This is a genomic window from Clavibacter lycopersici, assembly GCF_003576405.1.
Classification (GTDB): Bacteria; Actinomycetota; Actinomycetes; order Actinomycetales; family Microbacteriaceae; genus Clavibacter; species Clavibacter lycopersici.
In genome coordinates, this window is record NZ_QWGT01000058.1 from 1 (window position 1) to 13,223 (window position 13,223).

The 13,223-nt window shown below is 71.9% G+C and carries 11 protein-coding genes; 7 read left to right on the top strand and 4 right to left on the bottom strand.

The genetic code is table 11. From position 1 onward, the window contains the following. From DZG00_RS05950 to DZG00_RS05970, 5 genes are all read left to right on the top strand, one after another. Positions 1–1,873 (top strand): phosphoenolpyruvate carboxykinase (GTP) (locus DZG00_RS05950; RefSeq protein WP_119455459.1); only part of this gene is annotated, 1,873 nt, incomplete at its 5' end. 136 nt (positions 1,874–2,009) lie between these two features. Beyond that, positions 2,010–4,655: a valine--tRNA ligase gene (gene valS, locus DZG00_RS05955; protein ID WP_119381831.1), complete on the top strand. Its 2,646-nt coding sequence runs from the start codon at positions 2,010–2,012 to the stop codon at positions 4,653–4,655. Next, entirely contained in the window at positions 4,652–5,104 is a 453-nt protein-coding gene (locus tag DZG00_RS05960) for a GNAT family N-acetyltransferase (RefSeq protein WP_119381830.1), read from the top strand. The genes valS and DZG00_RS05960 overlap by 4 nt, the downstream gene beginning before the upstream one ends. Continuing rightward, complete coding sequence (locus DZG00_RS05965; protein ID WP_119381829.1) at positions 5,104–5,367, top strand: hypothetical protein; 264 nt, start codon at positions 5,104–5,106, stop codon at positions 5,365–5,367. Before DZG00_RS05960 ends, DZG00_RS05965 begins: the two co-directional genes overlap by 1 nt. Positions 5,368–5,617: 250 nt before the next feature. After that, the gene (locus tag DZG00_RS05970) at positions 5,618–6,010 is read left to right on the top strand and encodes a winged helix DNA-binding protein (protein ID WP_147359937.1); all 393 of its coding nucleotides are present in this window, start codon (positions 5,618–5,620) and stop codon (positions 6,008–6,010) included. Positions 6,011–6,092: 82 nt separating this feature from the next. Here the strand turns inward: DZG00_RS05970 and DZG00_RS05975 are convergent, their stop codons facing one another. Next, positions 6,093–6,896, bottom strand: a complete 804-nt coding sequence (locus tag DZG00_RS05975) for a methyltransferase domain-containing protein (protein WP_119381827.1) — start codon at positions 6,894–6,896, stop codon at positions 6,093–6,095. Between the two features lie 39 nt (positions 6,897–6,935). Here DZG00_RS05975 and DZG00_RS05980 point away from each other — a divergent pair, with 39 nt between their 5' ends. Then, positions 6,936–8,999 carry a M3 family metallopeptidase gene (locus tag DZG00_RS05980; RefSeq protein ID WP_119455460.1) on the top strand — a complete coding sequence of 688 codons (2,064 nt, stop codon included), beginning with the start codon at positions 6,936–6,938 and terminating at the stop codon, positions 8,997–8,999. 84 nt (positions 9,000–9,083) lie between these two features. Here the strand turns inward: DZG00_RS05980 and clpX are convergent, their stop codons facing one another. Beyond that, on the bottom strand, positions 9,084–10,364 hold the full coding sequence (clpX, locus tag DZG00_RS05985) for an ATP-dependent Clp protease ATP-binding subunit ClpX (RefSeq protein ID WP_119383006.1): 1,281 nt from the start codon (positions 10,362–10,364) through the stop codon (positions 9,084–9,086). Between the two features lie 183 nt (positions 10,365–10,547). Between clpX and sfnG the strand changes: the two genes are divergently transcribed. After that, positions 10,548–11,690, top strand: a complete 1,143-nt coding sequence (gene sfnG, locus DZG00_RS05990; protein ID WP_119455461.1) for a dimethylsulfone monooxygenase SfnG — start codon at positions 10,548–10,550, stop codon at positions 11,688–11,690. Between the two features lie 63 nt (positions 11,691–11,753). On the opposite strand, the gene DZG00_RS05995 is transcribed toward sfnG, so the two are convergent. Both DZG00_RS05995 and DZG00_RS06000 read right to left on the bottom strand, forming a co-directional pair. Next, a complete protein-coding gene (locus DZG00_RS05995) occupies positions 11,754–12,434 on the bottom strand; it encodes an ATP-dependent Clp protease proteolytic subunit (protein ID WP_119383049.1) in 681 nt (226 codons plus the stop codon). A gap of 36 nt (positions 12,435–12,470) precedes the next feature. After that, complete coding sequence (locus tag DZG00_RS06000) at positions 12,471–13,058, bottom strand: ATP-dependent Clp protease proteolytic subunit (protein ID WP_012038150.1); 588 nt, start codon at positions 13,056–13,058, stop codon at positions 12,471–12,473. Between the last annotated feature and the right edge of the window lie 165 nt (positions 13,059–13,223).

A 13,223-nucleotide genomic window follows, 5' to 3' on the forward strand; every position in this document is an offset into this window, starting at 1 on the left:
CGCATCGCCCGCATCCCGGGCCGCCGCCCCCCTGCCGCCCGGCACCGGAGCACCCGCGCACTGCCGCGACCCGCGCGTCGCGGAGTGGGTCGCCGACGTCGCCCGGCTCACCCTCCCCGACCGGGTCGTGTGGTGCACGGGCAGCGTCGCCGAGTACGACCGCCTCACCCGCGAGATGGTCGACGCCGGCACGCTCATCCGTCTGAACCCCGAGTGGCGCCCGCACAGCTTCCTCGCCCGCAGCGACCCGGCCGACGTGGCGCGCGTCGAGGACCGCACGTTCATCTGCTCGGAGGACGAGGCCGACGCCGGCCCCACCAACAACTGGCGCGACCCGGCCGGCACGCGCGCCGAGCTCCGCGACCTGTTCGCCGGATCCATGCGCGGCCGCACCCTCTACGTCGTCCCGTTCTCCATGGGCCCGCTCGGCGGCGCGATCTCGCAGCTCGGCGTGCAGATCACCGACAGCCCCTACGTCGTTGCGAGCATGGCGCTCATGACCCGGATGGGCGACGAGGCGCTCCGCCTGATCGGCCCGGACACGACGTGGGTGCGCGCGCTGCACGGGCTCGGCGCCCCCCTCGTCGACGACGACGGGATCCGCCACCCCGACGTGCCGTGGCCGCACAACGCCGACAAGCGCATCTGCCACTTCCCGGAGGAACGGGAGATCATCTCGTACGGCTCCGGCTACGGCGGCAACGCGCTGCTGGGGAAGAAGTGCTTCTCCCTTCGCATCGCCTCGGTGATGGCGCGTGACGGGGGCTGGCTCGCGGAGCACATGCTCCTCATCCGGATCACGAGCCCGGAGGGCCGCCGCTTCCACGTGGCGGCCGCGTTCCCCTCGGCATGCGGCAAGACGAACCTCGCCATGCTTACCCCGACCATCCCCGGCTGGACGGTCGAGACGCTGGGCGACGACATCGCCTGGCTCCGCCCCGACGTGCAGGGCCGGCTCCGTGCCGTGAACCCCGAGCGCGGCCTCTTCGGCGTGGCCCCGGGAACGGGCGAGACCACAAACCCCGTCGCCATGTCGACGATCTGGGGCAACGCGATCTACACGAACGTCGCCCTCCGCCCCGACGGCGACGTGTGGTGGGAGGGCATGACGCCCACGCCGCCGGCCGGCCTCGTCGACTGGCAGGGCAGGCCGTGGTCGCCCGGATCCGGCACGCCCGCCGCCCACCCGAACGCGCGCTTCACCGTGGGCCTCGAGCAGTGCCCGTCGCTCGCGGACGACTGGGACGACCCCGACGGCGTGGTGGTCGACGCGATCCTCTTCGGCGGCCGCCGCGCCACGAACGTGCCGCTCGTGGCCGAGGCGGACGACTGGGAGCACGGCGTCTTCATCGGGGCGACCATGGCGTCGGAGAGGACGGCAGCCGCCGAGGGCCGGGTCGGCGAGCTCCGCCACGACCCCTTCGCGATGCAGCCGTTCTGCGGCTACGACATGGCCGACCACTGGCGGCACTGGCTCGAGGTCGGCGCGGGTCTCGGCGCCGGCGCGCCCCGCGTCTTCCAGGTCAACTGGTTCCGCAAGGGCGAGGACGGCTCGTTCCTCTGGCCCGGCTTCGGCGAGAACGCCCGCGTGCTCGAGTGGATCGTGCGCCGCGTCGAGGACCGCGTGCCCGTCCGCCCGTCGCCGGTCGGCGGCCTGCCCGTGCCCGGCGACCTCGACGTCACCGGTCTCGACCTCGCCGAGGGCGCGCTCGACGAGCTCCTGGCGCTGGATCCGGCCCTCTGGCTGGAGGAGCTGGACGCCGTGGAGGCGCACTTCGCCCGCTTCGGCGACCGCGTTCCCGCGGAGCTGACCGACCGCCTGGAGCACATGCGCCGCCGGTTCCGCGAGGCCGCGGGAGGAGCGACCGTCTGAGGCGGATCACCGGATGCGGGGGCCGCGGTCGCCCCCGCATCCGGTCATCGCGCCCCCATCCGGTAGCCTGATCCCCGCACAGAAGGCACCTCACCATCGACACGGTGCCGTCCACATCGAGGGAACCGGAGCACGCATGGCTGACGAACGACGTCCGGACACCGCGCAGGAGACGACCGGTCAAGTCGCCCGGGTCCCCGACAAGCCGGCCCTCGAGGGCCTCGAGGCGAAGTGGGGCGGCCGCTGGCAGGCCGACGGCACGTACGACTTCCGCCGCGACGAGGCCGCAGCCGGCACCGTCTTCTCGATCGACACCCCGCCGCCCACGGCGAGCGGATCCCTGCACATCGGCCACGTCTTCAGCTACACGCACACCGACGTCATCGCCCGCTACCGCCGCATGCGCGGCGAGAGCGTCTTCTACCCGCTCGGCTGGGACGACAACGGGCTCCCCACCGAGCGCCGCGTGCAGAACTTCTACGGCGTCCGCTGCGACCCCACGCTCCCCTACGACCCGGCGTACCAGCCCTCCGAGACGGGCGGCACGTCCAAGCCCGCCGACCAGCAGCCGATCTCCCGGCGCAACTTCATCGAGCTGTGCGAGCGCCTCACCGAGGAGGACGAGAAGCAGTTCGAGGACCTCTTCCGCACCCTCGGCCTGAGCGTCGACTGGCGCCAGAGCTACCGCACCATCGGCCAGGAGGCGCAGGTCGCCTCGCAGCGCGCGTTCCTCCGCAACCTCGCCCGCGGCGAGGCGTACCAGGCCGACGCCCCGACCCTCTGGGACGTCACGTTCCGCACGGCGGTCGCGCAGGCCGAGCTCGAGGACCGCGAGCAGCCGAGCGCGTACCACCGCCTCGCGTTCCACCGCGCGGGCGGCGACGACGTGATCATCGACACGACGCGCCCCGAGCTCCTCGCCGCGTGCGTCGCCCTCGTCGCGCACCCCGACGACGAGCGCTACCAGGGCCTGTTCGGCACGACGGTGACGACCCCCGTGTTCGGCGTCGAGGTGCCGGTGCTCGCGCACCACCTCGCGCAGCCCGACAAGGGATCCGGCATCGCGATGGTCTGCACCTTCGGCGACCTCAACGACGTCGTGTGGTGGCGCGAGCTGCAGCTCGAGAACCGCGCGATCGTCGGCTTCGACGGCCGCATCGTCTCTGAGGCGCCCGCGGCCATCTCGTCCGACGCCGGACGCGCGGCGTACGCCGCCATCGCCGGCAAGACGGTCTTCTCCGCGAAGGCGGCCGTCGTCGAGCTCCTCACCGAGTCCGGCGAGCTCATCGGCGAGCCCCGCAAGATCACCCACCCCGTCAAGTTCTACGAGAAGGGCGACAAGCCCCTCGAGATCGTCTCGACCCGCCAGTGGTACATCCGCAACGGAGGGCGCGACGAGGAGCTGCGCGCAGGCCTCATCGGCCGCGGCCGCGAGATCGGCTTCGTGCCCGACTTCATGCGCGTCCGCTACGAGAACTGGGTCGGCGGCCTCAACGGCGACTGGCTCGTCTCCCGCCAGCGCTTCTTCGGCGTGCCGCTGCCCGTCTGGTACCCGCTCGACGCCGACGGCAACCCGGAGTTCGACCGCGCCATCACCCCGACCGAGGACCAGCTCCCCGTCGACCCGTCGTCGGATCCCGCCCCCGGCTACACGGAGGACCAGCGCGGCGTGCCCGGCGGCTTCCAGGGCGAGCTCGACGTCATGGACACCTGGGCGACCTCCTCCCTCACCCCGCAGCTCGCGGGCGGCTGGGAGCGCGACCCGGAGCTGTTCGACCTCGTCTTCCCGTTCTCCATGCGCCCGCAGGGCCAGGACATCATCCGCACGTGGCTCTTCTCCACGGTCCTCCGGGCCGAGCTGGAGCACGGCGCCGCCCCGTGGAAGACCGCCGCGATCTCCGGCTGGATCCTCGACCCCGACCGCAAGAAGATGTCGAAGTCGAAGGGCAACGTCGTGACCCCCGCGGCCACGCTCGAGCAGTTCGGCTCCGACGCCGTGCGCTACTGGGCCGCCTCCGCGCGGCTCGGCGTCGACGCGGCGATGGACCCGCAGAACCCGACGCAGATCAAGATCGGCCGCCGTCTCGCGATCAAGGTCCTCAACGCGGCGAAGTTCATCCTCTCCTTCGAGGCCCCCGAGGGCGCCCGCGCCACCCACGCCATCGACGTGGGGATGCTCGCCGCCCTGGCCGAGGTCGTCGAGACCGCGACCGCCGCGCTCGAGGAGTACGACCACGCGCGCGCGCTCGAGGTCACCGAGAGCTTCTTCTGGACCTTCTGCGACGACTACCTGGAGCTCGTGAAGGACCGCGCCTACTCGGCCGACGCCGACCCGGCCGACCGGGGATCCGCCGTCGCGGCGCTCCGCGAGGCCCTCGACGTGCTGCTGCGCCTGTTCGCGCCCTTCGTGCCGTTCGCGGCCGAGGAGGCGTGGAGCTGGTCGCACGACGGCTCGATCCACACCGCTCCCTGGCCGACCGCGCCGACCCCGGACGCCCCGGCGACCGGCGGCACGGCCGACGCGCGTCTCCTGGCCCTCGCCGGCCGGGCGCTCGTGGGGATCCGGCGCGCCAAGACCGACGCCAAGGCGTCGCAGAAGACGCCCGTGGCCGAGGCCGTGGTGTCCGCGTCGCCCGAGGACATCCGCTCGCTCGAGCTGGTCGCCCGCGACCTCCGCGCCGTGGGACGCATCACCGACCTGACCTTCACCGAGGGGGACGGCCCCGCCGTCACCCGCATCACGCTCGCGAACGCCGAGCAGCCCGAGGAGACCGACGCATGACCATCTCGATCCGCCCCGTCCGCGACGGCGACTTCTTCCCCTGGTTCGACCTGTTCTCCGGCTATGCCGAGTTCTACGGCACCGAGCTGACGGACGAGAACGCAGTCCTCGCATGGAGCCACCTCATCGACGACGCCCACGCGAGCTCCGCGCTCGTCGCCGTCGACGACGCGCACGAGGGCGCCCTCGTCGGCCTGGCGCACTTCCACCGCTTCTCCCGCCTGGCGCGCGGCACCGACGGCCTCCTGGTCGACGACCTCTACGTGCGCGAGATCTCGCGCCGTCAGGGCGTCGGCGAGCAGCTCATCGCCGCGGTCGCCGACGTCGCTCGCCGCGACGGCGCGAGCATGCTCCGCTGGATCACCGCGGAGGACAACGCCGACGCGCAGCGCCTCTACGACCGGGTCGCCCGCCGCACCACGTGGGTCACCTACGAGCAGGACGTCTGATGCAGCTCGGCACCCGCTGGCCCGTCGGCGGCACCGCCCCGGCTGACCTGCCCGAGGTCGTCCTCCTCGCGGTGAAGACCGTCGAGGGCGACGTGCTCGCCCTCGACGCCGACACGTCCCAGTGGCGCTGGACCCTCACGTGGCTCGAGCGGAAGCCGGTCGTCGAGCTCGACGACGGCACCGTGATCCGCTACGACCCCGTGGAGGACGCGGCGACCATCACGATCCCCGGCGAGTCCACCGACGATCCCTTCGACGACTGACCTCCTGACCCGGGACGACCGCGGCGCACCGTCGCCGGCGCCCGTCCGACCGCGACCGACGACCGCCCGCCCGGCCCCCGCGGGCGGTGTCGACGCGCGCCCGCCCGAAGCCGGCCGCCCGACCCACACGACAGGGGACCACATGGACACCCACGCCCGAGGAGCGCATCCGGACACGTCCCGTCCCCGCGCGGACCGGCGGACCGGACGACCCGGGGACGACGAGCTCCGCCTCCTGGCGGACGCCGTGATGTCCCTCTCCGACGACATGCACGAGGCGCTCCTGCCCGTCTGGGAGCCGCTGACCGGGCTCCAGGTGCTCTTCCTGCGCATCATCGCCCGGTACGACCGGGTGACCCGCCACGACCTCATGACCAGGTGCCGGACCTCCGGCGCCGCCGTGACGCCCGGGCTCGCCAGCATGGTCCACCGGCGGTACGTCGTCGAGACGCCGGACGGAGCCGAGACGGTCCTGACCCTCGGTCCCGAGGGCAGCGCGATGCTCACCCGGATGGAGCGCGCTCGCGTGGAGTTCGTGCGCCGCGCGCTGGAGGCGCACGACGGGCGGCTCGACGACGACGTCGACCGGACCGCGACGGTGCTCCAGAGCCTCCGGGACGTGACCGCCACCGCGACCGCCTGATCGGCACGTCGGCTCGGGCCGCGTGCCGACCGTCGGGCCGTCCGCCCCGGATCCCGACGTCGTCGGCCGCGGGCGGTCCCGGTCAGCGCCGGGCGAGGATCTCGCCGTGCGGCATGGCGAGGAAGCCGTCCTCGTCTGCGGCCCACTCCTGCCAGCCCGCGCGGATCGCCTGCAGGTCGTCGTCCGTCGCGAAGCCGCCCTCCAGCGCCTGGCCGGCGAAGGCGGAGGCGACCGCGCGGTCGGCCCACGCGCCGCCCCACCAGGCGCGCTCGTCGTCCGAGGAGAAGCACCACACGGATGCGCTCGATTCGATCTCGGCGAAGCCGGCCTGGCGCGCCCACGCCTTGAGGCGGGATCCGGCGTCCGGCTCGCCGCCGTTCGCGCGGTGGACCGGCAGGTAGACGTCCGCCCAGAGCCGCAGACCGTCCGACTCGGGGAACAGCGCGACCTTCGAGTAGATGACGTCGCGCGCCGCCACGAGCCCGCCGGGGCGCGTGACGCGGCGCATCTCCGCCAGCGCGCGGACGGGGTCGCCGACGTGCTGCAGCACCTGGTGCGCGTGCACGACGTCGAACGACGCGTCGGCGTAGGGCAGGTCGTACACGGATCCCGTGACGAACTCGACGTTCGCCGTCCCGCGCTCGGCGGCGAGCCCCGCGGCCTGGCGCACGACGTCGTCCGACACGTCGAGCCCGACGACGCGGCCGGGCGCCACGATGTCGGCGAGCTCGACCGTGATCGTCCCGGGGCCGCTCCCGACGTCCAGGACGTCGAGCCCGGGTCGGAGGTGGGGTTCCAGGTAGGCGGCGGAGTTCCGGACGGTCCGCGCGCTGTGCACGCGGAGGACGCTCTCGTGGTGGCCATGGGTGTATCGCTCGCTCTTCACCCCCCGAGCCTAGGTCGGCGCCCGGCCTAGGCTCGCAGTATGACGACGCCCCCGAATCCCTTCCTCGAGCCGAGCACCCTCCCCTACGGAATGCCCCCGTTCGCCGACATCCGGGAGGAGCACTTCCGCCCCGCGTTCGAGGCCGGCATCGCCGAGCACCTGGCCGAGGTCCGGGCCATCGCCGACTCCCCCGAGCCGCCCACCTTCGAGAACACGCTCGTCGCCCTCGAGCGCGCCGGGCGCACCCTCGACCGCGTCAGCCACGTCTTCTTCACCCTCTCCTCCGCCGACAGCTCCCCGTTCACGCGCGACCTCGACGCGGAGATCGCGCCCGAGCTCGCGGCGCACGAGGACGCGATCCGGCTCGACTCCGCGCTCTACGCGCGCATCCGCGCCGTGCACGACGCCCGCCACGAGTCCGGCCTCGACGCCGAGTCCGTGTACCTCGTCGAGCGGTACCTCGCGGAGTTCACGATCGCGGGCGCCGGCCTCGACGACGCCGCGAAGGAGCAGCTCCGCGACCTCAACCGCCGCCTGTCCGTCCTCACCACGCGCTTCGAGTCGAACCTGCTCGAGGACACGAACGACCTCGCCGTCGTCGTGGACGACCCGGCCGAGCTCGACGGGCTCGGCCACGGCGCCATCGCGGCCGCCGCGCAGGCCGCCGCCGACCGCGGGCTCGAGGGGAAGCACCTCATCACCCTGGTGCTCCCCACCGGCCACCCGTACCTCTCCCAGCTCACCGACCGGGCGCTGCGCCAGCGGATCCTCGAGGCGTCGCTCGCGCGCGGATCCCGCGGGAACGAGCACGACAACCGGCCGCTCGTGCTCGAGATCACGCGGCTCCGCGCCGAGCGCGCGGCCCTGCTCGGCTTCCCGAGCCACGCGGCCGCGGTGACCGCGGACCAGACCGCGCGGACGCCGGAGGCCGTCGCCGACATGCTCGGCCGCCTCGCCCCGGCCGCCGCCCGCAACGCGCGCGCCGAGGCCGTCGAGCTGCAGCGCGTCATCGACCGCACGCAGGAGGAGCGCGGCGAGCCGTCCTTCGAGCTCGCCGCCTGGGACTGGGCCTTCTACAGCGAGAAGGTCCGCACCGAGCGCTACGACGTCGACACCGAGCGCATGCGGCCGTACCTCGAGGCCGACCGCGTGCTCCACGACGGCGTCTTCCGTGCGGCGACCGCGCTCTACGGCGTCACCTTCGCCGAGCGCACCGACATCCCCGCCTACCACCCGGACGCCCGGGTGTTCGAGGTGCGCGACGAGGACGGATCCCCCGTCGGCCTCTACGTGCTCGACCTCCACACGCGCGACTCGAAGCGCGGCGGAGCGTGGATGAACCCGCTCATCTCGCAGAGCGCGCTCCTCGACACGCCCACCGTGGTCCTCAACAACCTCAACGTGCCGAAGCCGCCTGCCGGCCAGCCGACGCTGCTCAGCTACGACGAGACGACCACGCTCTTCCACGAGTTCGGCCACGCCCTCCACGGCCTCTTCGCGCGCGTCACCTACCCGCGCTTCGCCGGCACGAACGTGTTCCGCGACTTCGTCGAGTTCCCCAGCCAGGTCAACGAGATGTGGATGCTGTGGCCGGAGATCCTCGGCTCCTACGCGGTGCACCACGAGACGGGAGAGCCGATGCCCGCCGAGCTCGTCGCCGCCGTGCAGGCGTCCAGCGCCTTCAACGAGGGCTTCCTCACGTCCGAGTACCTGGGCGCCGCGCTCCTCGACCAGGCGTGGCACCGGATCGGCGTCGATGACGTCGTCGAGGACGTGGACGCGTTCCAGGCCGACGCCCTCGCCGCAGTCGGGCTCGACGTGCCCGCCGTCCTCCCCCGCTACGCCTCGAGCTACTTCCAGCACACCTTCGCGGGCGGCTACGACGCCGGCTACTACTCGTACATCTGGAGCGAGGTGCTCGACGCCGACACGGTCGAGTGGTTCCACGAGAACGGCGGCCTCACGCGCGAGAACGGCGACCGGTTCCGGTCGCGGCTCCTCGGCGTCGGCGGATCGAAGGACCCGCTGGAGGCCTATCGCGACTTCCGCGGACGCGACGCCGTGATCGAGCCCCTCCTCGCGCGCCGCGGTCTCGCCGACTGATCCGCCTCCCGCATGACGAGAGCGCCGCGCCCCTCACGGGGTGCGGCGCTCTCGTCGTGCGGGCCGTCGGCGCGGCCCCGAGGATCAGGCCGACTTCTCGGCGCGCAGCATGGACGCGCGCGGCACGATGGTGGGCGCGGCGTTCTGCACGACCGACTCGCGGGTGATGACCACGCGACCCACCTCGTCGTCCGAGGGGATGTCGAACATGATCGGCCCGAGCACCTCCTCGAGGATGGCGCGGAGCCCGCGGGCACCCGTCTGCCGGAGGACGGCGAGGTCGGCGATCGACTCCAGAGCGCCCTGCTCGAACTCCAGCTCCACGCCGTCGAGCTCGAACATGCGCTGGTACTGGCGGACGAGCGCGTTGCGCGGCTTGGTGAGGATCTCCATGAGCGCGCGCTGGTCGAGCTGCGTGACCGTCGTGACGACGGGGAGCCGCCCGATGAACTCGGGGATGAGGCCGAACTTGTGCAGGTCCTCCGGGAGCACCTCGCCGAACACGTCGGCGTTCACGTCCTTGCGGTGCAGCGGGGCGCCGAAGCCGATGCCCTTCTTGCCCGCGCGCTGGCTGATGATGTCCTCGAGCCCGGCGAAGGCGCCCGCCACGATGAAGAGCACGTTGGTCGTGTCGACCTGGATGAACTCCTGGTGCGGGTGCTTGCGGCCGCCCTGCGGCGGGACGGAGGCGACGGTGCCCTCGAGGATCTTCAGCAGCGCTTGCTGCACGCCCTCCCCCGAGACGTCGCGCGTGATGCTCGGGTTCTCGGCCTTGCGCGCGATCTTGTCGACCTCGTCGATGTAGATGATGCCGGTCTCGGCGCGCTTGACGTCGTAGTCGGCGGCCTGGATGAGCTTGAGGAGGATGTTCTCGACGTCCTCGCCCACGTAGCCGGCCTCGGTGAGCGCCGTCGCGTCGGCGACCGCGAACGGCACGTTGAGCCGCTTCGCCAGCGTCTGCGCGAGGTACGTCTTGCCGCAGCCGGTGGGCCCGATGAGGAGGATGTTGCTCTTGGCGATCTCGATCTCGTCGCCCACGGTCTCGGCCGGCCCGATGGTGCCGACGGCGCGGACGCGCTTGTAGTGGTTGTAGACCGCGACGGACAGCGCGCGCTTGGCGGCCTCCTGCCCGATGACGTACTCGTCGAGGAAGCCGAAGATCTCCTTCGGCTTGGGGAGCTCGAACTCGCCCGTGGTCTCCTCGCTGGCCTCGGCCAGGCGCTCCTCGATGATCTCGTTGCAGAGCTCCACGCACTCGTCGCAGATGTAGACGCCCGGTCCCGCGATCAGCTGCTGGACCTGCTTCTGGCTCTTCCCGCAGAAGGAGCACTTGAGCAGATCCGCGCTCTCGCCGATGCGTGCCATGGAAGCCTCCCCGGAAGTCGTGCGGTGTGCCACGAGCCTAACCCGTGCATGGGACATCGCCCGGACCCCTGGGAGCACGGCCCGTCGCGTGCTAGCGCGCCGCCTGCTGGCCCGTCGCCTGCCCGCTCGTCACACGACGCAACACTGGGGGTGCGCCCCAGGGCGCACCCCCACCATGTCCGCATGACCGAGAACACCGCCACCGCATCCCCGGACGCGCTGTCCTTCGCCTACTGGGTCCCGAACGTCTCGGGCGGCCTCGTGACGAGCGACATCGAGCAGCGCACCCACTTCGACTTCGACTTCAACGTCCGCGTCGCGCAGCTCGCCGAGCGGCGTGGCTTCGACTACGCGCTGAGCCAGGTGCGGTACGCCGCGTCCTACGGCGCCGACCAGCAGCACGAGTCGACGTCGTTCTCCCTCGGCCTCCTGCTGGCGACCGAGCGCCTCAAGGTGATCGCCGCCGTGCACCCGGGCCTCTGGCACCCCGGCGTGCTCGCCAAGTGGATCATCACGGCCGATCACATGTCGCACGGCCGCGCGGCCGTGAACGTCGTCTCCGGCTGGCTCAAGGACGAGTTCGTGGGCTTCGGGGAGCCGTGGCTGGAGCACGGGGAGCGCTATCGCCGCACCGAGGAGTTCATCCGCGTGCTCCGCGGCCTCTGGACGGAGAAGGACTTCACGCACCTGGGCGACTTCTACCGGATCCACGACTTCACGCTCAAGCCGCCGCCCGTCGCCGTGCCGGGCCGCGCGCACCCCGAGATCTTCATGGGCGGCAACAGCACGGACGCCCGCGAGATGGGCGGCCGGGTGACCGACTGGTACTTCTCCAACGGCAAGGACTTCGCCGGGTTCGAGGAGCAGCGCGCCGACGTGCTCGCCTCCGCCCGCGCCGCCGGTCGCAGCGAGCGGGTCAGGTTCGGCCTCAACGGCTTCGTCATCGCGCGCGACACGGAGCAGGACGCGCAGGACGTCCTCGAGGAGATCATCGCGAAGGCGAACCCCGACGCCGTCGAGGGCTTCCGGCAGGCGGTGAAGCAGGCGGGGGCGTCCACCGGCGACGGGAAGGGCATGTGGTCGGACTCCACCTTCCGCGACCTGGTGCAGTACAACGACGGCTTCCGCACGGGCCTCATCGGCACGCCGGAGCAGATCGCGCATCGGATGGTCGAGTACCGCAAGCGCGGCGTCGACCTGCTCCTGCTCGGCTTCCTGCACTACCTGGAGGACATCGAGCAGTTCGGCACGCAGGTGCTGCCCATCGTCCGCGAGCTGGAGCGCGAGGCGATCGAGCGCGGCGAGCTCGCGGAGCCCGCCGCCTGATCGGATGAGGGCAGACGGAAGGGGCGGTCGGCTGATGCCGACCGCCCCTTCGTCCGTGCGGGCCTAGCGGGCGGGGATCGCCGCCGTCAGGTTCTTGCGCGAGGTGAGCACCTGGTCGATGAGGCCGTACTCGAGGGCCTCGCTCGCGCCGAGGATCTTGTCGCGCTCGATGTCGCGGTTGATCTGCTCGCGGTCGCGGTTGGTGTGCTTCGCGAGCGTGTCCTCGAGCCAGGAGCGCATGCGCATGATCTCCGCCGCCTGGATCTCGATGTCGGAGGCCTGGCCGCCGCTCGACTCGCCCGTGGCGGGCTGGTGGATGAGCACCCGCGCGTTGGGGAGCGCGAGGCGCTTGCCGGGGGCGCCGCCGGCGAGGAGCACGGCCGCGGCCGAGGCCGCCTGGCCGAGGCACACCGTCTGGATCTGCGGCGAGACGTACTGCATCGTGTCGTAGATCGCCGTCATGGCCGTGAAGGAGCCGCCGGGCGAGTTGATGTACATCACGATGTCGCGGTCGGGGTCCATCGACTCGAGCACGAGCAGCTGGGCCATGACGTCGTCGGCCGACGCGTCGTCGACCTGCACGCCGAGGAAGATGATGCGGTCCTCGAAGAGCTTAGCGTACGGGTCCTGGCGCTTGTAGCCGTAGGCCGTGCGCTCCTCGAAGCTGGGGAGGATGTACCGCGACGACGGGCTCGTGGCGGTGGAGCCGGCGCCGCGGGGGCCGCCGAAGGTGGGGAGTTCCATGTTCTCTTCTCTTACCTGTCTCGAAAGTCGCGGGCTCTAGGAGGTCTCGGTGCCGCCGCCGCCGACGACGTCGGTCGCCGACTCGCGGATGTGGTCGACGAATCCGTACTCGAGGGCCTCCTGGGCGGTGAACCAGCGGTCGCGGTCGCCGTCCTCGTTGATCTGCTCGGCGGTCTTGCCGGTCTGGCCCGCGGTGATCTCGGCGAGGCGCTGCTTCATCGACAGGATGAGCTGGGCCTGCGTCTGGATGTCGCTCGAGGTGCCGCCGAACCCGCCGTGCGGCTGGTGCAGCAGGACGCGCGCGTTCGGCGTGATGTAGCGCTTGCCCTTGGTGCCGCTCGTGAGGAGCAGCTGCCCCATGGAGGCGGCCATGCCGATCCCGACGGTGACGATGTCGTTGGGGACGAACTGCATGGTGTCGTAGATGGCCATTCCCGCGGTGATGGAACCGCCGGGCGAGTTGATGTAGAGGAAGATGTCCTTCTCGGAATCCTCCGCCGCCAGCAGCAGGATCTTCGCGCAGATCTCGTTCGCGTTGTCGTCGCGGACCTCGGATCCGAGCCAGATGATGCGGTCCTTCAGCAGTCGGTCAAAAACACCGGGTACCAGTGTCGGTTCGGCCATTGTTCGAGCTCCCATTCATTCGTCGCTTCGAGTCACGAATCTATCGGAGCGGATCCGCGCCTACGGCCGTGTTCGCCGCGGGCGGAGAGCGCAGCCGCCGCGGGCGGAGAGCGCAGCCGCCGCGGGCGGAGAGCGCAGCCGCCCCGGGCGGAGAGCGCAGCCGCC

Excerpts from the sequence above, each read along its gene's own strand:
- valS (WP_119381831.1), top strand. The coding sequence starts at position 2,010 with ATGGCTGACGAACGACGTCCGGACACCGCGCAGGAGACGACCGGTCAA.
- DZG00_RS05960 (WP_119381830.1), top strand. The coding sequence starts at position 4,652 with ATGACCATCTCGATCCGCCCCGTCCGCGACGGCGACTTCTTCCCCTGG.
- DZG00_RS05965 (WP_119381829.1), top strand. The coding sequence starts at position 5,104 with ATGCAGCTCGGCACCCGCTGGCCCGTCGGCGGCACCGCCCCGGCTGAC.
- DZG00_RS05970 (WP_147359937.1), top strand. The coding sequence starts at position 5,618 with ATGTCCCTCTCCGACGACATGCACGAGGCGCTCCTGCCCGTCTGGGAG.
- DZG00_RS05980 (WP_119455460.1), top strand. The coding sequence starts at position 6,936 with ATGACGACGCCCCCGAATCCCTTCCTCGAGCCGAGCACCCTCCCCTAC.
- clpX (WP_119383006.1), bottom strand. The coding sequence starts at position 10,364 with ATGGCACGCATCGGCGAGAGCGCGGATCTGCTCAAGTGCTCCTTCTGC.
- sfnG (WP_119455461.1), top strand. The coding sequence starts at position 10,548 with ATGACCGAGAACACCGCCACCGCATCCCCGGACGCGCTGTCCTTCGCC.
- DZG00_RS05995 (WP_119383049.1), bottom strand. The coding sequence starts at position 12,434 with ATGGAACTCCCCACCTTCGGCGGCCCCCGCGGCGCCGGCTCCACCGCC.
- DZG00_RS06000 (WP_012038150.1), bottom strand. The coding sequence starts at position 13,058 with ATGGCCGAACCGACACTGGTACCCGGTGTTTTTGACCGACTGCTGAAG.